Source organism: Bradyrhizobium sp. USDA 3315 (assembly GCF_054056795.1).
The window spans coordinates 6,398,008-6,418,300 of the sequence record NZ_JBSRYP010000001.1 but is presented as its reverse complement, the minus strand read 5'-3'; the positions used below and the strand labels follow the sequence as shown (position 1 = coordinate 6,418,300).

Sequence of the window (20,293 nt, the reverse complement as noted above, 5' to 3'; positions counted from 1 at the left end):
CGATGGCGTCTTCTGAAATCACCCTAGAGGCTGTAGCCGACATCGGCGGCATTCCGGCCGCCGAATGGGACGCCTGCGCCAATCCCAAGGCGGATGCGGACAGCATCCATCACCTCGACACGCTGGCCTCGCCCGGTTCCGCAAAGGATTGCCAGACCACCGCAAGTTCGAGCTATAACCCATTCGTTTCCCACGCCTTTTTTGCCGCCGCCGAAGCCTCCAAGTCGGCCTGCCCGCGGACCGGCTGGGGCCCGCGGCATCTGATCGCGAAGCTCGATGGCCGGATCGTCGGCGTCGTGCCCTGCTATCTGAAATCGCACTCGCAGGGCGAATACGTGTTCGATCGCGGCTGGGCCGAGGCCTACCACCGCGCCGGCGGCAGCTATTACCCGAAGCTTCAGGTGTCGGTCCCCTTCACGCCCGCGACCGGGCCGCGGCTGTTGATCCGCGACGGCGTCGACCGCGAGGTGATCGGCTCGGCGCTGGCGCGGGGCCTGCGGGCGCTCTGCAACGCCACCGAGGCGTCCTCCGTGCATGTGACGTTCGCCCGCGAGGACGAGGCCAGGTTCCTCGGCGCCCACGGTTTCCTGCAGCGGACCGACCAGCAGTTCCACTGGCACAATCAGGGCTACAAGACCTTCGACGACTTTCTCAGTTCGCTGAACTCCCGCCATCGCAAGGGCATCAAGCGCGAGCGCCGCGAGGCGGTCGCCGCCGGGATCACCATCCACTGGCTGACCGGCTCGGACATCACCGAGGACGCCTGGGATGCGTTCTTCGAGTTCTACATGGAGACCGGCTCGCGCAAATGGGGCCGGCCGTATCTGACCCGAGAATTCTTCTCGCTGATCGGCGAGACGATGAGCCGGGACGTGCTGCTGGTGATGGCCAAGCGCAACGGCCGCTGGATCGCCGGTGCGATCAACTTCATCGGCTCCGACGCGCTGTTCGGCCGCAACTGGGGCGCGATCGAGCACCACCCGTTCCTGCATTTCGAGGTCTGCTACTACCAGGCGATCGATTTCGCGGTTCAGCGCGGCCTCAAGGTGGTCGAGGCCGGCGCGCAGGGCGAGCACAAGCTGGCGCGCGGCTACCTGCCGCAGACCACCTATTCGGCGCATTTCATCGCCGACCCCGGACTGCGCCGGGCGATCGCCGATTACCTCAAGCGCGAGCGCGACTATGTCGCCGAGGTCGGCCGTGAGCTCGCCGAGGCCGGCCCGTTCCGCAAGACGGTCGACGACGACGCTTGACGTCTCCGCCGCCACCTAGGCAATAAAAGCAGCATCATCGAGGAGCCGCCACCATGCCCGCCGCCTACGACAGCAACAACATCTTCGCAAAGATCCTGCGCGGCGAGCTGCCCTGCTACAAGGTCTATGAAGACGAGCACGTGTTCGCCTTCCTCGACATCATGCCGCGCTCGCCGGGGCATACGCTCGTCATTCCGAAGGCCCCTGCCCGTAACATCCTCGACATCAAGCCCGACGACTACGCCCATGTCGCGCGCGCCTCGCACAAGATCGCCGCCGCCGCGATGAAGGCGTTCGAAGCCGACGGCATCACGGTGCAGCAATTCAACGAGCCCGCCGGTGGCCAGGTCGTATTCCATCTGCACATGCACGTCATGCCACGCAAGGACGGTGTCGCACTGCTGCCGCCTGCGAGCCACAAGGAAGATGGCAAGGTGCTGGAGGCGAGCGCGGCAAAGCTGAGCGCAGCGTTGAAGTAATCCCACCGCTGTCATTCCGGGGCGTGCGGAGCGCGAACCCGGAATCTCGAGATTCCGGGTTCGATGCTTCGCATCGCCCCGGAATGACGGTTGAGAGATTCTACTCCGTATCGAAGTCCCCGGCCTGCGGCGGGGCGAGCGGGGTGAACTCGCAACGGTCGGGCTTGACGTCGATCAGCGGCGTCTCGTCGAGGCAGTCGAGGCCGCGCACCAAAATGACGTTGCCCTCGACGCCGACCAGCTTGACGACCGAGGTGCCGATCGGATTGGGGCGCACCGGCGAGCGCAGCGAGAAAGTGCCGCGGGTGTTGCCGTTGTTCTTCGGGCTTTGCAGCACGATGTCGCGGCGCGACTGATGCAGCCAGTACAGCACCTCGAGATTTGAATAGAAATCGACGCCCTTGATCGCGGCGACCCAGGGCTCGAAAATCTCGAGCCGGCACACCGGGCCGTCATGCCGCCCCTGCCGCGGCGTCGCCAGCCGCGAGGTCCAGGGCGTGCGGATGCGGCCGATGAAGACGAGCCCGGCATCGCGCGCCGTCGGCATGTCGACGGCCACCTCGCCCTGGCGCAGTTCCATTTCACGTACCATGTGTCAATCCAGCGATATGTTCAGCGCCTTGACCACGCCCGCCCATCGCGCGCGATCGGTATTCACAAACTTGTCGATCTCGGCCTGGCTCTTCGCGCGCAGCGGCGGGAAACCGATCTTGAGCAGCGAAGCGCGGAACGCTTCGTCGTTCAAGGCCCGGTCGAGGCTCGCCTTGATCTTGTCGGCGATGTCGTCAGGCACCCTCGACGGCGCTGCGATACCATACCAGACGCTGACCGCATAATCGGGATAGCCGCTCTCGGCGATCGTCGGCAGATCGGGCAAATCGGGGATGCGCTCCGTCGAGCTGACGCCGAGCGGCCGCAGCAGGCCCGATTTGACCGGCGGCAGCGCGGTGCCGAGCGTGTCGAACATCAGCTGGATGTTGCCGGACAGCAGATCGGTCAGCGCGGGTCCTGCGCCCTTGTACGGCACGTGGGTCATCTCGACGCCGGCCATCTGCTTGAACATCTCGCCGGCGAGATGAACCGTGCCGCCGGTGCCCGCCGATCCGAAATTGAGTTTTCCGGGATTCTTCTTCGCGTAAGCGACGAACTCCGCGATCGTCCTCGCCGGCACCGACGGGTGCACCTCCATGATCATCGGCGCGTCCGTGATGACGGACAGCAGGTGAAAATCCCTGGCCGGATCGTAGGGCAGCTTCTTGTAGAGCATCGGATTGAGCACGAAGATCGAGGCGGCCGTCACGAACAGCGTGTAGCCGTCGGGATCGGAGCGCGCCACGGCCTCGGCGCCGATCGCGCCCTGCGCACCGGCCTTGTTCTCGACCACGACCACCTGCTTGAGATCGCGCCCGAGATATTCGCCGACGATGCGGCCGAGCACGTCGGTCGGCCCGCCCGCGGCATACGGCACCACGAGCTTGATCGGCCGCGTTGGATAATCCGCGGCACGCGCCGGCAGCGTCGCCGCCAGCAACGCCGTCAGAGCAACAATGATTAGCGATGATGCGCGCCGCTGCATGCCGTTTCCCCGTTGTCTTGTTCTTGGGGAGCGAGAGTAGCGGATAATGCGGACGCCGCAATCAGCCGAGCCAGTATTTGCCCGCGATCATGACGACTTCGCCTGCGATCACGCCGGCGAAGATCGATTTCCTCGCCAGCATGAACACGACAAAGCCGGCGGCGACGGCGCCGTAGCGCAGCCAGTCCGGCACGCTGGCGAGCGCGCCCGGCGGCTGCACCACGATCTGCGCGATGATACCGGCGAGGATCGCGGTGGCGACCGCCCTCACCCAGACCAAGAGCTCGGAGTTCTCGTCGATGCCGCCGCCGAACCACAGGCCGAGCATGCGCCAGATCTGGTTGGGGATGACGCCCGCGACGAACAGGATCGCGAGCGCGTGCCAGTCGCCGATGAAGGTACTCATGCGCGCGCCCCGACGATGCCCGCCCTCGCCCGGTGCACGGCATAGGCAATGGTGCCCGCGACGACCCCGCTGACCAGGATATCAACGCCGCTGTTCAGCATCGCCGCCAGCGGAAACAGCAATAGGCCGAGCGCCAGCGCGATGACGTCGGCGAGCTCGCGGCAGTTGCGCGCCGTGGAGAACAGGAAGGCGAGCGGCGTCAGCATCAGCATGCCGGCGGCCAGGAGCGGCGTGAGATTGGCCGCGAGCATGTACCCGATCGTGTTGGCGATCAGGCAGACGGTGACCAGCCCGCAGCCGAGCCCGTGGATGAAGGCGATCCGCCGGTTGCGCGGCACCTGCGGCAGGAAGCGGAAGCATTCGACCCACAGCGTGACGGCGGTGAGATGCGCCACCAGGATCAGATGCCGCCGCTTGGTCTGTTCGGTCCGCATCATCGGCAACACCGAGACCACCATCGGGAACAGGCGGATCGCGCTGACGGTGACCGCGATCGCCGATTGCAGCACGGTGGCGCCGGAGCCGAGTGTCGTGATCACGATGATCTGCGCAGGGCCAGCCCAGACGAACGCCGTGCTCGCCAGCGTCCAGCCCAGCGAGAAGCCGGAATCATGCGCCAGCGCGCCGATGCCGAGATAGGTCGCAAACAGCACCAGGGTCAGCACGGTCGCGCCGATCGACCGCGCGCCCCATAGGAAGGCGCGGAACGAGGTGTGCCATTGCGGAGAATCGAGCGGAGGAAGCGCCACGGGGAACCGGATGGTTTTGCAATCGCGGCGGCTTAGGGCGCTGACAACGCAGGGTCAAGCAAGAGACGGCACAGGGCGGGTATGCGCCTTGGTAGCCCGGATGAAGCGCCAGCGAAATCCGGGGCCGCTCTTGCAACCGGCGAGAGCTGTCCCGGATTGCGCTTCGCTTCATCCGGGCTACCGATCCACGCAATCACGCCCTGTTCTTCAGCACGAAGCACGCCCCGCCCGCCTTGCGGATGCGGTTGCACAGGCCGTCGGCCTCGGGGCGCGTGTCGGCGCCGATGCGCACCTGGTAGAAGGTCGCGCTGCCGCGGGTGCGAAGCCGTGAGCTCAGCAAACTCGGATCCTGATCGCCGATCACGTTGGCAAGGCGCTTGATGGCGCGGGCATACATCGCGAGCGCCTTGTCGCGGCTGAAGCCGGCGGCAAGCTGCACGCCCCAGACCTTGGCGGCCGACAGCGTGATGTGCTGCTCGAGCCCAGCGACGAACGGATTCGGCGCGCGCTTGAGCAGCGCCATCAGCTCGCGGCAGCTCGTGGTCGGCGCGCGCTGCGGCATCTTGCCGTTGCGCCCGGCAGCGGCCCAGTCGTCGACGCTGGAGCCGGTGATCGCGGAGACGTAATTGCGCGTCTCCTGCGGCATGTAGCCGGAGCCGGCGAGCCAATCCTGGATCCGGCGCGGGCCGGCATTGTAGGCCGCGGCCGCGAGGCCCAGATTGCCGAACTGGTTGCGCAGCTCACTGAGGAATTCGGCCGACTTCGGCAGCGCCTGCACCGGATTGAATGGATCGAGCAGCCCGCGCTCGTTCGCGGTGCCCGGCATGAATTGCGCGATGCCCTGCGCGCGCTGGCCGTTGCGGGTCATCGGACCAACCGCATCGGCCTGGAAGCGGCTCTCCTGCCAGATCACGCGCGCGAAGAATTCGAGCGGCAGATCGTTGGCCCGCGCCGCCGACTCGATCATCAGGCACATCGCCTCGCGGGTGTCGCTCTCGCGCGCATCGTCCGCGGGTTTGTCGGTCGCCGCCGCGGGCGTATCCGCCGGGGGCGCGGCAGGTTTCTCGGCCGATGGTGCGGCCTGCTCTCCCAGCGGTGGCGCAGGCGGCTCCGCCGGCGCGGCCGCGGGCTGCTCAGCGGGCTTGTCCGGGGGCGGCGCTGCCGGCTGCTCGGCGCCAGGCGGCGGCGCCGGGGCCGCGGCCGGAGCGTCCTCCGCGCCGACCCGGGCCGGCGGCACCAGCAGCACAAGCATGACCAATGCGGCGCAACGACCGGTTCGCATGGCAATTCTGTTCCCGTGCGGGCGCGGCTTGACACCGCAAGCTCGTGGTCTAGCTATGGACTGAAATGATGGCGCGCAAAAGGGAGCGCAAAATGGCCGCAGCATCCGACGATCAACTCGGCTTTGCCCCCGATGACGACGCCCCGATCGGCTATATGAAGCGAACCCGCGATTATTACGCGGCGATCGGCTACACCACCCCCTACCGCTGGGCGCATTACACCTCCGCCCCGTTCCAGCCCCTGAAGAAGCCGCTGAACCAGTCCCGGGTCGCCATCATCACGACCGCGGCGCCGTTCGATCCGGCACGGGGCGACCAGGGTCCCGGCGCGAAATACAACGGCGGGGCCAAGTTCTATGCGGTCTATGACGGCGACACGTCAAAGCAGCACGATCTGCGGATTTCGCACATCGCCTATGACCGCACCCACACCACGGCGACCGACAACGGCACCTGGTTCCCGCTGGCACAGCTGAAGCGCCTCGCCGCGGCCGGCACGATCGGCGACGTCGCGCCGCGCTTCTTCGGCGCCCCGACCAACCGCAGCCACCGCGTCACCATCGAGACCGACGCGCCCGAAATCCTCAAGCGTTGCCGTGACGACAAGGTCGACGCCGCGGTGCTGGTGCCGAACTGCCCGGTCTGCCACCAGACCGTCAGCCTGGTGGCGCGGCATCTCGAGGCCAACGGGATTTCCACGGTCGTGATGGGCTGCGCCAAGGATATCGTCGAGCATGCCGCGGTGCCGCGCTTCCTGTTCTCCGATTTCCCGCTCGGCAATTCCGCAGGCAAGCCGCAGGACGTCGCCTCGCAGGCGTTCACGCTGGAGCTGGCGCTGCGCGTGCTTGAGCAGGCGCCCGGTCCGCAGACCACCGTGCAGTCACCGCTGCGCTGGAGCGAGGATGCTTCCTGGAAGCGCGACTACAGCAACGCCGATGCGCTCAGCGCCGAGGAGCTGGCCCACCTGCGCCGCGAGTTCGACGCGCAGAAGGAAGTCGCCAAGGGCCTGCGCGAGCGCGTTGCGTAAGGTTCGGCGCTAGATACGAGCACTTTGCCAACTCAAGGTGTCGTCGCTCGGGCGACCTGTACGGCGGTGAGCATGCCGGTCCGTTCATGGCAGCCGAGATACTCGAAGAACTGCTCGTCGGCGCCTGCCACCGTGACCTCGTGATACAGCCTGAGCTTGGCGTTCGGCCCCAAGGTCGAGAGATACTTCATCGCCGCGCCAAAAATCCTGACATGGGTCGGGTGCGATTCCGCCCACCGCTCCAGCGCCGCGAGGCTCTTCCACCAGCTCTGGCCGTAGGATTTTTCGGTTGGCCTGCCCTCCGCATCGACAACGCGCATGTAGCGGTTGGCATAGCAGCCGATCGGCACGCCGTCGTCGCGCAGGAAATCCATGCCCTCACGCAACACCGGCTCGACATCGTCGAGATACATCTTGCGCTCCGATGCCTCGGTGTCGCTCCAGTCCTGTCCGGAGCGGATCAGGCAGAGATTGTCATGCGCGACCACACGGATGCGTGCGCCGTCGCGGATCACGCGCGGCTCGCCGCCCGGCGTCATCGCGTCGGTCTGCGACAGCGGGATACGGTCGCGCATACCGCCCCAATAGGCGTGCTCCTGCACCTCGCCGCTCATGCCGTCGGCAAGCACCGCGACGCCCTCCGGACGGCCGAGCGACGAGAACAGCGTCTCGTAGCGCGCAACATGCGGCCGCAGCACCTCGATGAAGCGGCCGACGCCCTCAGTGGCGCCGCCGCCGGTCCAGGCCTCGCGCGCGCCGTCGAACCAGGCGTCGAAGCGCCCGGCATCGTCCCAATAGGCGACCGAGACGACGTTGGTGAAGCCGGCCTGGTCGACATATTGCGCGCGGTCCCAATGCGTCGGGCCGTTCTCGCCGGCAAAGCGTTTTGCGATCGATGCCAGCGCCTCGTTCGCCGCCGCGCTCCGCTCACCGCGATATTGCACGCCGAAATAGGCCATGATCACGCGCGTGATCGCGGGCTTGTGGCGCGCAACGAAGGACGGATAAGGCGGCGCGTAATCGTCGGGCACACGCCGATGACGCGACCGGGCTGTCTGCAGATGAGAAGGAATGGCGGATTCCATGGCAGTCGCCTCCGGTTGGATGTCGCCCAAGGCATGATCCGGAAAAGTGCGAAGCGGTTTTCCGAAAAGATCATGCCCGTAGTCTGTTCAGCTCGCGGCCGCGTCGATCTCCTCAAGGCTGTCGAGCGGCAGCGCGAAATGCTCGACGCGCTTCGAAGGCTTCTTGTTCAGCAGCAGACGCGTGACATCGGGGCGCGAATAGTGCCCGGCCGGATCGGCGGCGTTCTTGGCGATCCCGATCGCGCCGAGATCGATATCGGCGAGCAGCAGGCCCTCCTGCTCGGGCGGCAGCTTCTCGGCGATCGCGCTGCCGTCCGGCCCGTAGATCGCGGCGTGTCCGCCGCCGACATGCAGCAGCGCGTGCTTGTCGTCGCGGTCGCACATCTCGTCGACCATCGCCTGCGAGACCGTGGCGCAGGGCGCCAGCACGAAGCATGAGCCCTCGACCGCATAGACCCGCGAGGCCGCGTTGTTGACCTCCCAGCCGAGCGCCGGCGCGAACGGATCGTACAGCGAGAAGCTCGGCCAGGCCGCGACATGGACCTGCTCGTTCTGGGCGTACATCGCGTATTTCGACAGCGGCTGCAGATGCTCCCAGCAGCACAGCGCGCCGAGCCGGCCGATGCCGGGACGGTCATGCACGGCAAGGTCGCTGCCGTCGCCCTCGCCATAGACGGTGCGCTCGGCATGGGTCGGCCGCAGCTTGCGCCGCTTCGCAATGGTCTCGCCGTCGGGCCCGATCAGCCATTGCGCGAGATAGAGGCTGCCGCCGTCGCGCTCGGACAGGCCGAGCACCGCGGTCATGCCGGCCTTCTTGACCGCGAGCCGAAGCTTCTCGGCCTGCGGGCTGTCGTAGCTCAGCGAGTTGTCGAAATAGCGCTGCACGAAACCGCGCCCGATCGCCCAGGCCGGCGAGTCCAGCCAGATGTACCAGGGATAGCCGGGGATGAACGCCTCGGGGAACGCGATCAGCTTCGCCCCTTTGGCGGCGGCCTCCTCGATCAGCGCGATGGACTTGGCGATGGAGGCGTCGAGGTCGAGCCAGGCTGGTGCGGCCTGCACCACCGCAACGCGGTATTTCGGATGTTCGATGCCCATGATGTCCTCCTCGCGGCCGACGCTTCCGGCCGGTTCGTGCTTGATCGGCCATGGCGGCCTCTGACATCATGCTGCCCCGGGACCGGGCACGCCGTTCGACCAGGACGGAAGGAAAATTCGACTGCGGAGGAGATTCCCCGGCCGTCCCCGGTATGAAGCTTGCTTTGTTTGCGTGGCCAGCGTTTGCACTCGTGAAGGGAGGAAATCATGCCGGCCCTGTTCACCACGGAAGACGCGCCCACCCATCGGCGCCTTGCGCTCTGGCAGGACATCGTCTGCGACGTGTTCGTGCAGCTCGACTGCAAGTCCGACCTCGGCACCGCCTTCCACGGCGCCATCACCAGCGCGCAGCTGGGCGCGGTGAAATGCTCGGTCGTCTCGTCGAGCCGGCAACGGGTGCTGCGTACCCCGTCGCGGATCGCTCGCGCCAGCGAGGATTTTGTTCTGTTCGCCCTCGGCCGGAGTGGCGCGGGCGCCGTGCTGCAGGACGGCCGCGAGACCGTGATCCAACCGGGCGAGTTCGCGTTCTACGACACCACCCGGCCCTATGAATTGCGCTTCAACGCCGACTTCACGCAAACCATCTTCCAGGTGCCGCGCGCCATGCTGCACCGGCGCTTCGCCGGCACCCAGGGCTTAACTGCGACCACGTTCACATCGGATCGTCCCGTGCAGCGGCTCGCCTGGCAGTTCATCGCGGGGCTCTCCGAGATCGCCGACAAGCTCGATCCTGACAACGCGATCCGCCTCGCCGACCAGGCCGCCGACCTGCTCGCGATGGCGATGAGCGAGCGGCTCGGCGGCGCCGCGCTGCCCGCCTCGACCCACCGCTCCGCGCTGCTCTACCGCCTGAAGGCGCATGTGCTCGCGCATCTGCCGAACGCCGAGCTCAACCTCACCGAGACCGCCGCAGCGCTCGGCATCTCGCCGCGCTACGTCAACAGCCTGCTGGCCGACGAGGACACCTCGTTCCAGCGCTTCGTGCTGGCGCAGCGGCTGGAGCGCTGCAAGCGCGACCTCGCCTCGCCGGCGCACGCGCATCGCCACATCGGCGAGATCGCATTCGCCTGGGGCTTTAACGATCTTTCGCATTTCGGCCGCGTGTTCCGCGACCATTACGGCCTGTCGCCGCGCGATTGGCGGCAAAGCCGGCTGCCGAACTAAAGCTTTTGAGGGAAGCCATAGGTCTCTTGCGGCGCAAAATAGCCGGGAATCCACGCCCTCACGGATGCAAATATTTACACTAACTGCAACGGGTTCCCCGGCGCCCTTCTTTTCGCTGGGGCGGACCGGTACAGTCGTGCCGTTCATTTGGAGGATTTCCCATGCAGGACCGGCGCCAGAACGTACGCGAGAAGGTGTTCTATGGTGCGGTTGCGGAGATCAATGGACGCGGCTCGACGATGGATTGCGTCGTCCGCAATATCAGCGAAGGCGGTGCCTGCGTTGAATTTAGCGATGCCGCGCACTTGCCCGAAGAGATGAATCTCAGCGTCGCACGCAAGGGCCGCTCGTTCCTGGCCCGCCTGATCTGGCGCCAGGCTAACAAGGTCGGCCTCGCCTTCCGGATCATGACCTCCGACACGCCGGTCAGCGATCTCGACGAGCGGGTCCGCCGCAGCGAGATCAAGAAGCGGCAGCTTCAGCGGCGCATCAATGAATTGCTCGGCCAGGGCTGAGCCGCCTCGGCTCGGAGCCCTCGTTCCAGTCGCGGCCGGCATCCGGCATTCGGGGTTGCAAAGGCCGGGCTAATCCAGCATGCGGTAACCCCCGCAACGCCGGAACCGAGAGCCACTCCACGACATGTCGTCCGCGATCATTGAGCATCCCGACGGGCTGCCGCAGCCGCAGCGCAATTGGGCCATTCTCACGATCGCGCTCGGCCTCGTGATGGCCGTCGTCGACGGCTCGATCGCCAACGTTGCGTTGCCGACCATTGCCCGGGATCTGAACGCTAGCCCCGCGTTCTCGATCTGGATCGTCAACGGCTATCAATTGGCGATCACGATCTCGCTGCTGCCGCTGGCCTCTCTCGGCGAAATCATCGGCTACCGCCGCGTCTATCTGGCGGGGCTGTTGCTGTTCACGCTGGCCTCGCTGTTCTGCGCGCTGTCGCACACCCTGCCGCTGCTGACGGTCGCCCGCATCCTGCAGGGGTTTGGCGCTGCAGGCATCCTCAGCGTCAACACCGCGCTGGTCCGCTTCATCTATCCGCATTCGCTGCTCGGCCGCGGCATCGGCGTCAACGCGCTGGTGGTCGCGATCTCGGCCGCGGTCGGCCCGACCATCGCCTCGTTCATCCTGGCGGTCGGGACCTGGCCGTATCTGTTCGCCATCAATGTCCCGCTCGGTATCGTCACGCTGGCGCTGGGCTGGCGCTTCCTGCCGCACACCAGGCCGGCGGTTCACGCCTTCGACTGGCAGAGCGCCGCGCTGAGCGCCATCGCGTTCGGGTTCGGCATCAGCGCGATCGACAGCGCCGGCCATGGCGGGTCGCTGTATCTCTGCGCATTGGAGTTCGCTGTCGCCGCGGTCGCCTCGCATTTGCTGTACCGGCGGCAGCAGCATCTGCCCTCGCCACTGCTGCCCGTCGACCTGCTGCGGATTCCGATCTTCGCACTCTCGATCGGCACCTCGATCGCCTCGTTCTGCGGCCAGATGCTGGCCTTTGTCGCGATGCCGTTCTATCTGGAAAACCATTTCGGATATTCGGCGGTTCAGATCGGCCTGTTGATCACGCCGTGGCCGATCGCGGTCGCGTTCGCGGCCCCGCTCGCGGGCTGGCTGGTGGAACGCTATCCGGCCGGCCTGCTCGGCGGCATCGGCCTGCTGCTGTTCGCGACGGGATTGGGCACGCTGGCCTTGATGCCGGCCAACGCGACGCCGATCGACGTGATCTGGCGCATGGCGCTCGCCGGCGCCGGCTTCGGCCTGTTCCAGACCCCGAATAACCGCACCATGATCGCCGCCGCTCCGCGCGAGCGCTCGGGCGGCGCCAGCGGCATGTTAGGGACCGCGCGCCTGCTCGGACAGACCATCGGCGCCGCTCTGGTGGCGCTGCTGCTGGCGCGCTATCCGGCTGACGGCACCCGGATCTCGCTGATGGTCGGCGTCGGCTTTGCCGTCGTGGGAGCTGCGCTCAGCACGCTCCGGCTGTCCTCCGCCGGCAGCCGCGGCGCCGACCGGGTGCGGGTCCAGGAGGGTCAGCGGCTGAAGGGCGAGTGAAGGCGCGGAGACGCGCCTCCCACCGCCAGAAACAAAAAGGCCGGCTGTTCAGCCGGCCTTTTCGTTTGGTTGTTCGCTCGCGCCTCAGACCTTGACCATCGGCCCCTTTGAGGCCGGCCCCTTGGTGCCGCCTCCGCCGCCGTTGGGACCGCCCTTCGGCGGCTTGCGCTTGCGCGGCGGCAGGTTCTCGGGCTTCGGCGTGACCGGGCCCTCGACATATTCGAAGCCGATCTTGTCCTTGGCAGTCGCCTCGTCCTTGACCAGGATGACGCGGACGTGTCCGCCGCCCTTGAGCTGACCGAACAGCACCTCATCCGCGAGCGGCTTCTTGATGTGTTCCTGGATGATGCGCGCCATCGGACGTGCGCCCATCTGCTCGTCATAGCCGTGCTCGATCAGCCAGGCCTTTGCAGGCTCGGACAGCTCGATCGTGACGTCGCGGTCGGCGAGTTGCGCCTCGAGTTGCAGCACGAACTTCTCGACCACCATGCCGATCACCTCGGCATTGAGGTGCGCGAAGGAGACGATCGCATCCAGCCGGTTGCGGAACTCCGGCGCGAACTGGCGATTGATCGCCTCGTGATCGTCGCCTTCCCGCTTCGAGCGGGTGAAGCCGAAGGCCTGCCGCGCAAGATCGGCCGCGCCGGCATTCGTGGTCATGATCAGGATCACGTTGCGGAAGTTGACCTGCTTGCCGTTGTGGTCGGTGAGCCGGCCATGATCCATGATCTGCAGCAGCACGTTGTAGAGATCCGGGTGCGCCTTCTCGATTTCGTCGAGCAGCACGACGCAATGCGGATGCTGGTCCACGCCATCGGTGAGCAGGCCGCCCTGGTCGAAACCGACATAGCCGGGAGGTGCGCCGATCAGGCGCGACACGGTGTGCCGCTCCATGTATTCGGACATGTCGAAGCGCAGCAGCTCGACACCGAGCGACGCCGCCAGTTGCTTCGCCACCTCGGTCTTGCCGACGCCGGTCGGACCCGAGAACAAATAGCTGCCGATCGGCTTCTCCGGCTCGCGCAGGCCGGCTCGCGCCAGCTTGATCGACGCCGCCAGCGACTCGATCGCCTTGTCCTGACCGAACACCGTGCGCTTCAAGGTCTGCTCGAGATGCTTCAGCACCTCGGCATCGTCCTTCGACACGCTCTTCGGCGGGATCCGCGCCATGGTCGCGATCGTGGTCTCGATCTCCTTGATGCCGATCGTCTTCTTGCGCTTGCTCTCGGCGACCAGCATCTGCGCCGCGCCGGACTCGTCGATCACGTCGATCGCCTTGTCGGGCAGCTTGCGGTCGTGGATGTAGCGCGACGACAGCTGCACCGCCGCCTCGATCGCCTCATTGGTGTATTTCAGCCGATGGTAATCCTCGAAATAGGGCTTCAGGCCCTTGAGGATCGCGATTGCGTCTTCCACCGTCGGCTCGTTGACGTCGATCTTCTGGAAGCGCCGCACCAGCGCGCGGTCCTTCTCGAAGTGCTGACGGTATTCCTTGTAGGTGGTCGAGCCCATGCAGCGGATCGTGCCCGAAGCCAGCGCGGGCTTCAGCAGATTGGACGCATCCATCGCGCCGCCGGAGGTGGCGCCGGCGCCGATCACGGTGTGGATCTCGTCGATGAACAGGATGGCGTTCGGATGCGCCTCCAGCTCCTTCAGGACCTGCTTGAGCCGCTCCTCGAAATCGCCACGGTAGCGGGTGCCCGCAAGCAGCGTGCCCATGTCGAGCGAGAACACGGTCGCGGCCGCCAGCACTTCCGGCACATCGCTGTCGACGATGCGCTTGGCGAGGCCTTCGGCAATCGCGGTCTTGCCGACGCCGGCTTCGCCGACGAACAGCGGGTTGTTCTTCTGGCGGCGGCACAGCACCTGGATCGCACGGTTGATCTCGGCATTGCGGCCGATCACCGGATCGATCTTGCCGTCGCGCGCCTTCTTGTTGAGGTTGACGCAGTAGGTCTCGAGCGCCTCGCCCTTCTTCTTGGCGTCCTCGTTGCCCTTGGCCTCGGTTTCCTCGTCGACGCCGCGCACCGGCCGCGCCTCGGACACGCCGGGCCGCTTGGCGATGCCGTGGCTGATGTAGTTGACGGCGTCGTAGCGCGTCATGTCCTGCTCCTGCAGGAAGTACGCGGCATGGCTCTCGCGCTCGGCGAAGATCGCGATCAGGACGTTGGCGCCGGTCACTTCCTCGCGACCGGACGACTGGACATGAATCACTGCGCGCTGGATCACGCGCTGGAACCCGGCGGTCGGCTTCGCGTCATCGGCGCCGTCAGTCACCAGGTTTTCGAATTCGGTCTCGAGATAATTAACGAGGCTGGTCCTGAGCTTGTCGAGATCGACGCTGCAGGCCCGCATCACAGCCGCCGCATCCGAGTCATCGATCAGCGACAGCAGCAGATGTTCGAGCGTCGCGTATTGATGGTGGCGCTCGTTTGCGATCGCCAACGCACGGTGCAGCGATTGTTCAAGGCTTTGGGAAAAAGTTGGCATTCGCGTCCTCTATGGCCCCCTGCCATCATGATCGCCATTACCGGGTCAGGCAATAACAACCTTCGTGATCGCCTTTGATATAGTTACGACGGATCGTGGCGAAAGACCGGTCCCGCGATGATGGTTTTCTTCTAAATTCGGGGCATCGGGGCGTCGCGCGGCGACGCCCGTGATCGTACGGGAACGCCGTTCACCACCATCAAAAACCGCGATGCAAGACCCGTTCCGCGCCTCGCGGCGGGTCAGTCGTTCCAGCGACCTATTTCTTTTCCATCACGCACTGCAGTGGATGCTGGTGCTTGCGCGCGAAGTCCATGACTTGCGTCACCTTGGTCTCGGCGATCTCGTAGGTAAAAACGCCGCACTCGCCGATCCCGTGGTGATGAACGTGCAGCATGATCTTGGTCGCCGCCTCGGCGTCCTTGTTGAAGAATCGTTCCAGCACATGAACGACGAACTCCATCGGCGTGTAGTCGTCGTTCAGGATCAGGACGCGGTACAGGTTCGGCCGCTTGGTCTTCGGCTTGACCTTGGTGATGACCGAGGTCGACGGGCCGCTGCCCGCCCCATTGCGGTTGTCGTCATTGTTCATTTTCGGCGCCGGCGCGGCGGCCACCGCCGGCATCGACGAAACCGGCTCGGAAATCGGGACTGTCAACGTGGATCGCAACATGGCTCAGGCGTTCGAATTCCCCAAGGGAAGCCGGATGGCGGGAAACCGGATGGCAATTGGATGGTGGTCGCGATTGCCGCAAGACTGATCGCGGAACCCCCAGCAATGCTTTCCAGATTGCCGCTCCCGGTCCGATCCGGCGGCCGGATCGACTTCCCGAATATGGGCCTCGCGAGGCCCTGCCGCAAGCGCAGACCCGGCGCGGCCCACCGGTCCGATTCCCGGCGCGGCAACCCTCGAAGGTTAATCATTTCTGCCCGATTTGACAAAGGAGCCGGGCCGCCAATTTAGACGTCATTGAGGATAGCGAGCGCTTTTGCCCGGCTTTTGAGCCTCCCCCGCGCCACCCTGCCGGGTTTCCCGCGCCCGATTCACCATCTGTTTAGCGGCGCCGGTCGAGATGCCACCGCAATCCATTTCGACGAGAGTGCCATGCTTGGTTCAGCCATTTCCGATCGCGTCTGTGCGGTTGCTCGCCGGTTCTCCAGGGCAAATAACGGCAATGTCGCGGTGATCTTCACCTTCGCAATGCTGCCGCTCCTCGCTTTCGTGGGAGCCGCGATCGACTATACCCGCGCCAACAACGCCCGCTCCGCGATGCAGGCGGCGCTCGATTCGACCGCGCTGATGCTGTCCAAGGATCTGACCATGGGCAACATCACGGCCGCGGACATCCCGAGCAAGGCGCAGACCTATTTCACGGCGCTTTACACCAACAAGGACGGCCAGGGCATTTCCGTCACGGCCAACTATACCACCCCGACCTCTGGCGCGGCGGCCAACATTCTGCTGGGCGGATCCGGCCACATCAAATCCGATTTCATGCAGCTGGCCGGTTTTCCGACGCTGGGTTTCAAAAGCTCGACGACCACCACATGGGGCAACACCCGTATGCGTGTCGCGATGGTGCTCGATAACACCGGATCAATGGCCCAGAACGGCAAGATGGCAGCACTCCAATCCGCTGCCAAAAGCATGATCGATACGCTGTCGACGTACAACAAGCAGACCGGCGATGTTTATATTTCGATCATTCCGTTCTCGAAGGATGTGAATGTTGATCCGTCGAATCTGAACCAGTCTTGGTTGAATTGGACGGAGTGGGAGGGTGAGCCGCCGATTCTCAAGAACAACTATCCGAGCGGCTGGAACACGATCCAAGCAGGATCGGATTGCCCGTTCACGAACAAGACGCACGGCTTTACGTGCACGGACCGGCCAGCGACCGTGAGCGGTGCCCGAAGCACGAGCACAATCCCCTCGAGCGGCACGTATGCAGGTTACATCTGCCCCAGCATGGACAGCGGCAGAAAGCTACCCGGCAAGACCAGCATCTACTACAACGGGTGCTACACGACTGTTACCGTGCCGGGCACGACCGTGGCTTCCGGCTCCGGCGCAAGCTGCGGCTCGACCAGCAATTGCACCTGCTCCGGGAGCGGCAGCAGCAGAGTCTGCAGCACGCCGACGACGTATTCTCACCTCTGGCGCGGCGACGGTACCACCGCGACCGCGGCAGCCGCACCCAGCCACAGCACGTGGACCGGCTGCGTGAACGATCGCGATCAGGACTACGATACGAAGAATACGGGCCCCTCCTCCGGCAGCGGGACGCCGTCCACGCAGTTCTATGCCGAGCAGTTCGCGGATTGTCTTCCCGGCACGGTGACGCCAATGAGCAACCAGTGGAGCACGCTCAAAACCCAGATCGACAATATGTATCCAAGCGGCAACACCAATCAGGCGGTGGGGCTGGCGTGGGGATGGCTGTCGCTGAACACCGCAAACCCGCCGATCACGGCACCGCCGAAAGAGAGCAACTACGCATACAAGGACTATATCGTCCTGCTGTCCGACGGACTGAACACCCAAAACCGGTGGAGCACGACCCAGTCGGACATTGACACTCGGCAAGAGTTGCTGTGTTCGAACGTCAAGGCCGATCCGACCAGCAGCATCACAATCTTCACGATTCAGGTGAACATCAACAACGCGGACCCGAAATCGCAGGTGCTGCAGGATTGCGCGACCGACGGCAACTTCCAGATGATCACGTCAGCCGGTCAGACGGCTGACGCCTTTCAGAATATTCTCACGCAGATCTCGAAGCTGCGGCTGGCCAAATAGTCGCCCACCTCAGGCACAACAAAAAAGCCCGGCCAAACGGCCGGGCTTTTCGCTTGTCTTGGTCCGCTGCGCTTACTGAGCGGCGGGCGCGAACTTGGAGACCAGGCCCTCATAGGGCTTGAAGGTCTGCTTGGCGCAGTCGCTGTACAGCCCGGCGATCTTCTGCGATTCCGCAACGAAGGTCTCGTAGGACGAGCGCAGGTACTCGGTCTGCGCCTCGAGCGCCTTGTCCAGCGACTTCACGCCCGACAGCTTCTCGACGAACGACTTGGTGTCCTCAAAGGACTTCTTGGCATAGTCGCCATAGGCGGTAGCGATGGCCTGAACGCCGCTCTGCAGGTTGTTCGCCGACGCGGTGACCGACTCGAAATGCTCTTTGCCGTAGTTCTGAATGTCTTCGATCTTGACCATGGATGGAATTCCTTTTCCCAGACTTGAAGGCGCAAATTCCCATTGCCGGGAAGCTCCCGGCCCCCTGACGCCGATAGCCATATCGCATCGCACAATAGAGTCAATGAATATTGTGCATCGCACAATCACACAGCCCCGAATCTCCGGCATTCGCGATAAACCCCGGGGGACTACGCAACGGTTGCTTAATCTTTTGGAAACTCGGTCCGCCTAACCTGATTCCCGGACTTTGTTCGCCTTCCGACAGACAGCCTCGAAAGCTGTTTGTGAACAACACCTTAGCTAGAAGAGCGACCTGAGCCGCCACGTGGGCCGATGGTTCTGCCCGAAGTGGTTTGTTGCGCAGGCAAGGATCGATGGCCGCTGGGCACAATTTCGCCTCACGAGCCAGTGATCTAGATAGAAATTGGGACGGGGAAGTAGATGCTTCGAACAACCTTGGCCTCCTCGCGGGCGCTGCGAGTTGGCGTTCTTGGGCTCGTGACCGTCACGACGGCGATCCTGATCACGAGTGATAGCGCCGAGGCGCGCCGTCACCGGCGCCACTACGCCCGTCACCACCACAGCCAGGAAGCGCGCGAGAGCTACAGCCCGCAATTCGCGTCGATCATCGTCGACGGCAACACCGGTTCGGTGCTGACCGCCACCAGTCCCGACGGCCTGCGCCACCCCGCCTCGCTGACCAAGATCATGACGCTCTATCTGCTGTTCGAGCGCCTCGATTCCGGAAAGATGAAGCTCGACACCGAAATGCCGGTGTCCGAGCACGCCTCCGAACAGGACCCGACCAAGCTCGGCCTGCGGCCCGGCTCGACCATCAAGGTCGAAGACGCCATCAAGGGCCTGGTCACCCGCTCCGCCAATGACGCCGCGGTCGTGATCGCCGAGGCGATCGGCGGCAGCGAAGACGATTTCGCCCGGATGATGACCCGCAAGGCCCGCGCGCTCGGCATGAGCCGGACCGTTTATCGCAACGCCTCCGGCCTGCCCAACGATGAGCAGGTGACGACGGCGCGCGATCAATCGACCCTCGGCCGCGCGATCCAGGACCGCTTCCCGCGCTATTACCGCTACTTCTCGACCTCGGTGTTTAACTTCCGCGGCCAATCGATCCGCAACCACAACCATCTGCTCGGCAACGTCGAGGGCGTTGACGGTATCAAGACCGGCTACACCCGCGCGTCCGGCTTCAACCTCGTGACCTCGATGCGCCGCGGCAATCGCTTCCTGGTCGGCGTGGTGCTTGGCGGCCGCAGCGGCGGCTCGCGTGACGCCATCATGCGCAACCTGCTCGCCGAGAACGTCGCGAAGGCCGCGACCACCCGCACTGCCGCAGCGATCACCGAACGCAATCCGGCCGACGCCAATGTCGAGGTCGCCGACGCGGATAATGCGCGTGCGCCGGACACTTCGCCGGTCGCGGCATCGGAGCCCGCCTCTGCAGCTGCCGCGATCCAGGCGCCGCGCCCGGCCAGCAAGCCCTCGCTGATGGCGGCGGCCGCTGCCGCGCTGCCGCCGCTTCCGGCCAAGCCGGAGCCGCAGGCCAAGCCCGAGCCGGCGCCGCTGACCTCAGGCGTGATCCAGACCCAGCCGATCGCCGCGATCCCCGGCTCGGCTGAACCGATGAAGCCGGTCAAGGTGAAGACGGTGCAGGTCAAGGCCGGCCAGATCAAGCTCGCCGCGGCCGGCCCCGCGCAGTCCGCGCCTCCGATCACCAACACGATCCCCTCGCGCGGCGAGGTCCCCGAGACCTCCAATGCGATGATGGCGCGGGCCGCCGAGACCTCGAGGCCGGAAATGCCGCCGCAGCCGGCCAATTTCGGCACCGGCAACGGCATCCTCGGCGTGCTGCCGGCCTCGGCCGTCCATGCGCCCGCTACCCCGGCGCCGCAGGCCGTGGCGTCGATCGAACCTGCAACCCGCAGCGTGCAGGCCGCCCCGCCGACCAGCGCGGCCAAGCCGAGCGCCGCGCATACCGGCTGGATCATCCAGGTTGGCGCGCTGGAGTCCGAGGGCGAGGCCAACAAGCGCATCGACCTGGCGCGCAGCTCCGCTCGCGGCCTGCTCAGCAAGGCGGATCCGTTCACCGAGGTGGTCGCCAAGGATAATCGCAAGCTCTATCGCGCCCGCTTTGCCGGCCTCGAGCGCGATCAGGCCGAGGCGGCTTGCAAGACGCTGAAGCGCGCCGAGATCTCCTGCATCACCGTTCGCAACTGATCGTCAGCGTCTGCTGATTTCAAACGGCCGGCGCCGCGAGCGCCGGCCGTTTTGTTTTTGCCGCCGCGAAAACAGCCGGCCGGCCGCGCGCGGCGCAACCATGAAACTTCTCGTCAAGATTTTACGGTTAAGTTTTCCCGAAAGAGCGATCGGCCACGCCGGACAGCGGCGGGCCAACGGGGCATCAATCAGAA

The 20,293-nt window shown here is 65.3% G+C and carries 19 protein-coding genes; 9 read left to right on the top strand and 10 right to left on the bottom strand.

Translation table 11 applies throughout. From position 1 onward, the window contains the following. Positions 1–2: 2 nt before the first annotated feature. Together ACVIYL_RS29985 and ACVIYL_RS29980 are read left to right on the top strand one after the other, a co-directional pair. Positions 3–1,253, top strand: a complete 1,251-nt coding sequence (locus tag ACVIYL_RS29985; protein WP_253608345.1) for a GNAT family N-acetyltransferase — start codon at positions 3–5, stop codon at positions 1,251–1,253. Between the two features lie 53 nt (positions 1,254–1,306). Further along, positions 1,307–1,732, top strand: coding sequence for an HIT family protein (locus ACVIYL_RS29980; RefSeq protein WP_168857445.1), 426 nt, complete (start codon positions 1,307–1,309; stop codon positions 1,730–1,732). 100 nt (positions 1,733–1,832) lie between these two features. Here the strand turns inward: ACVIYL_RS29980 and tsaA are convergent, their stop codons facing one another. From tsaA to ACVIYL_RS29955, 5 genes are all read right to left on the bottom strand, one after another. Continuing rightward, complete coding sequence (tsaA, locus tag ACVIYL_RS29975) at positions 1,833–2,324, bottom strand: tRNA (N6-threonylcarbamoyladenosine(37)-N6)-methyltransferase TrmO (RefSeq protein WP_253608344.1); 492 nt, start codon at positions 2,322–2,324, stop codon at positions 1,833–1,835. Between the two features lie 3 nt (positions 2,325–2,327). Then, positions 2,328–3,308: a Bug family tripartite tricarboxylate transporter substrate binding protein gene (locus tag ACVIYL_RS29970; RefSeq protein ID WP_253608343.1), complete on the bottom strand. Its 981-nt coding sequence runs from the start codon at positions 3,306–3,308 to the stop codon at positions 2,328–2,330. Between the two features lie 61 nt (positions 3,309–3,369). Next, positions 3,370–3,714: an AzlD domain-containing protein gene (locus ACVIYL_RS29965; RefSeq protein WP_092078229.1), complete on the bottom strand. Its 345-nt coding sequence runs from the start codon at positions 3,712–3,714 to the stop codon at positions 3,370–3,372. Further along, positions 3,711–4,463: an AzlC family ABC transporter permease gene (locus tag ACVIYL_RS29960; protein ID WP_253608342.1), complete on the bottom strand. Its 753-nt coding sequence runs from the start codon at positions 4,461–4,463 to the stop codon at positions 3,711–3,713. Before ACVIYL_RS29960 ends, ACVIYL_RS29965 begins: the two co-directional genes overlap by 4 nt. A gap of 193 nt (positions 4,464–4,656) precedes the next feature. Continuing rightward, complete coding sequence (locus ACVIYL_RS29955; protein ID WP_253608341.1) at positions 4,657–5,745, bottom strand: lytic transglycosylase domain-containing protein; 1,089 nt, start codon at positions 5,743–5,745, stop codon at positions 4,657–4,659. Positions 5,746–5,837: 92 nt separating this feature from the next. Here ACVIYL_RS29955 and ACVIYL_RS29950 point away from each other — a divergent pair, with 92 nt between their 5' ends. Beyond that, the gene (locus ACVIYL_RS29950; RefSeq protein WP_253608340.1) at positions 5,838–6,773 is read left to right on the top strand and encodes a glycine/sarcosine/betaine reductase selenoprotein B family protein; all 936 of its coding nucleotides are present in this window, start codon (positions 5,838–5,840) and stop codon (positions 6,771–6,773) included. A 32-nt stretch (positions 6,774–6,805) separates the two neighbouring features. Here ACVIYL_RS29950 and ACVIYL_RS29945 read toward each other — a convergent pair whose 3' ends face one another. Then, positions 6,806–7,858 carry a phenylacetaldoxime dehydratase family protein gene (locus ACVIYL_RS29945; protein WP_253608339.1) on the bottom strand — a complete coding sequence of 351 codons (1,053 nt, stop codon included), beginning with the start codon at positions 7,856–7,858 and terminating at the stop codon, positions 6,806–6,808. 87 nt (positions 7,859–7,945) lie between these two features. Continuing rightward, positions 7,946–8,956, bottom strand: coding sequence for a carbon-nitrogen hydrolase family protein (locus ACVIYL_RS29940; RefSeq protein WP_253608338.1), 1,011 nt, complete (start codon positions 8,954–8,956; stop codon positions 7,946–7,948). Between the two features lie 207 nt (positions 8,957–9,163). On the opposite strand from ACVIYL_RS29940, the gene ACVIYL_RS29935 reads away from it, so the two are divergent. The 3 genes from ACVIYL_RS29935 to ACVIYL_RS29925 all read left to right on the top strand — a co-directional run bounded on the left by ACVIYL_RS29935 (position 9,164) and on the right by ACVIYL_RS29925 (position 12,181). Beyond that, a complete protein-coding gene (locus tag ACVIYL_RS29935) occupies positions 9,164–10,120 on the top strand; it encodes an AraC-like ligand-binding domain-containing protein (RefSeq protein WP_253608337.1) in 957 nt (318 codons plus the stop codon). A gap of 161 nt (positions 10,121–10,281) precedes the next feature. Next, the gene (locus ACVIYL_RS29930; protein ID WP_229160680.1) at positions 10,282–10,635 is read left to right on the top strand and encodes a PilZ domain-containing protein; all 354 of its coding nucleotides are present in this window, start codon (positions 10,282–10,284) and stop codon (positions 10,633–10,635) included. Between the two features lie 124 nt (positions 10,636–10,759). Further along, positions 10,760–12,181, top strand: coding sequence for an MFS transporter (locus ACVIYL_RS29925; protein ID WP_253608336.1), 1,422 nt, complete (start codon positions 10,760–10,762; stop codon positions 12,179–12,181). A gap of 84 nt (positions 12,182–12,265) precedes the next feature. Here ACVIYL_RS29925 and clpA read toward each other — a convergent pair whose 3' ends face one another. Continuing rightward, a complete protein-coding gene (gene clpA, locus ACVIYL_RS29920) occupies positions 12,266–14,671 on the bottom strand; it encodes an ATP-dependent Clp protease ATP-binding subunit ClpA (protein ID WP_253608335.1) in 2,406 nt (801 codons plus the stop codon). Between the two features lie 259 nt (positions 14,672–14,930). Continuing rightward, complete coding sequence (gene clpS / locus ACVIYL_RS29915) at positions 14,931–15,263, bottom strand: ATP-dependent Clp protease adapter ClpS (protein ID WP_028336409.1); 333 nt, start codon at positions 15,261–15,263, stop codon at positions 14,931–14,933. Between clpS and ACVIYL_RS29910 the strand changes: the two genes are divergently transcribed. Beyond that, entirely contained in the window at positions 15,256–15,432 is a 177-nt protein-coding gene (locus ACVIYL_RS29910) for a hypothetical protein (RefSeq protein WP_176936713.1), read from the top strand. The two genes, clpS and ACVIYL_RS29910, sit on opposite strands and share 8 nt — an antisense overlap. Before the next feature lie 344 nt (positions 15,433–15,776). Next, positions 15,777–17,471: a TadE/TadG family type IV pilus assembly protein gene (locus ACVIYL_RS29905; RefSeq protein WP_253608334.1), complete on the top strand. Its 1,695-nt coding sequence runs from the start codon at positions 15,777–15,779 to the stop codon at positions 17,469–17,471. A 72-nt stretch (positions 17,472–17,543) separates the two neighbouring features. Here the strand turns inward: ACVIYL_RS29905 and ACVIYL_RS29900 are convergent, their stop codons facing one another. Next, positions 17,544–17,882, bottom strand: a complete 339-nt coding sequence (locus tag ACVIYL_RS29900) for a phasin family protein (protein ID WP_016844841.1) — start codon at positions 17,880–17,882, stop codon at positions 17,544–17,546. Positions 17,883–18,305: 423 nt separating this feature from the next. On the opposite strand from ACVIYL_RS29900, the gene ACVIYL_RS29895 reads away from it, so the two are divergent. Then, positions 18,306–20,099 carry a serine hydrolase gene (locus tag ACVIYL_RS29895; protein ID WP_253608333.1) on the top strand — a complete coding sequence of 598 codons (1,794 nt, stop codon included), beginning with the start codon at positions 18,306–18,308 and terminating at the stop codon, positions 20,097–20,099. The last annotated feature ends 194 nt before the right edge of the window (positions 20,100–20,293 follow it).

Excerpts from the sequence above, each read along its gene's own strand:
- ACVIYL_RS29900 (WP_016844841.1), bottom strand. The coding sequence starts at position 17,882 with ATGGTCAAGATCGAAGACATTCAGAACTACGGCAAAGAGCATTTCGAG.
- ACVIYL_RS29965 (WP_092078229.1), bottom strand. The coding sequence starts at position 3,714 with ATGAGTACCTTCATCGGCGACTGGCACGCGCTCGCGATCCTGTTCGTC.
- ACVIYL_RS29895 (WP_253608333.1), top strand. The coding sequence starts at position 18,306 with ATGCTTCGAACAACCTTGGCCTCCTCGCGGGCGCTGCGAGTTGGCGTT.
- ACVIYL_RS29980 (WP_168857445.1), top strand. The coding sequence starts at position 1,307 with ATGCCCGCCGCCTACGACAGCAACAACATCTTCGCAAAGATCCTGCGC.
- tsaA (WP_253608344.1), bottom strand. The coding sequence starts at position 2,324 with ATGGTACGTGAAATGGAACTGCGCCAGGGCGAGGTGGCCGTCGACATG.
- ACVIYL_RS29930 (WP_229160680.1), top strand. The coding sequence starts at position 10,282 with ATGCAGGACCGGCGCCAGAACGTACGCGAGAAGGTGTTCTATGGTGCG.
- ACVIYL_RS29955 (WP_253608341.1), bottom strand. The coding sequence starts at position 5,745 with ATGCGAACCGGTCGTTGCGCCGCATTGGTCATGCTTGTGCTGCTGGTG.
- clpS (WP_028336409.1), bottom strand. The coding sequence starts at position 15,263 with ATGAACAATGACGACAACCGCAATGGGGCGGGCAGCGGCCCGTCGACC.
- ACVIYL_RS29925 (WP_253608336.1), top strand. The coding sequence starts at position 10,760 with ATGTCGTCCGCGATCATTGAGCATCCCGACGGGCTGCCGCAGCCGCAG.
- ACVIYL_RS29940 (WP_253608338.1), bottom strand. The coding sequence starts at position 8,956 with ATGGGCATCGAACATCCGAAATACCGCGTTGCGGTGGTGCAGGCCGCA.
- ACVIYL_RS29970 (WP_253608343.1), bottom strand. The coding sequence starts at position 3,308 with ATGCAGCGGCGCGCATCATCGCTAATCATTGTTGCTCTGACGGCGTTG.
- ACVIYL_RS29905 (WP_253608334.1), top strand. The coding sequence starts at position 15,777 with ATGCTTGGTTCAGCCATTTCCGATCGCGTCTGTGCGGTTGCTCGCCGG.
- clpA (WP_253608335.1), bottom strand. The coding sequence starts at position 14,671 with ATGCCAACTTTTTCCCAAAGCCTTGAACAATCGCTGCACCGTGCGTTG.
- ACVIYL_RS29935 (WP_253608337.1), top strand. The coding sequence starts at position 9,164 with ATGCCGGCCCTGTTCACCACGGAAGACGCGCCCACCCATCGGCGCCTT.
- ACVIYL_RS29950 (WP_253608340.1), top strand. The coding sequence starts at position 5,838 with ATGGCCGCAGCATCCGACGATCAACTCGGCTTTGCCCCCGATGACGAC.
- ACVIYL_RS29985 (WP_253608345.1), top strand. The coding sequence starts at position 3 with ATGGCGTCTTCTGAAATCACCCTAGAGGCTGTAGCCGACATCGGCGGC.
- ACVIYL_RS29945 (WP_253608339.1), bottom strand. The coding sequence starts at position 7,858 with ATGGAATCCGCCATTCCTTCTCATCTGCAGACAGCCCGGTCGCGTCAT.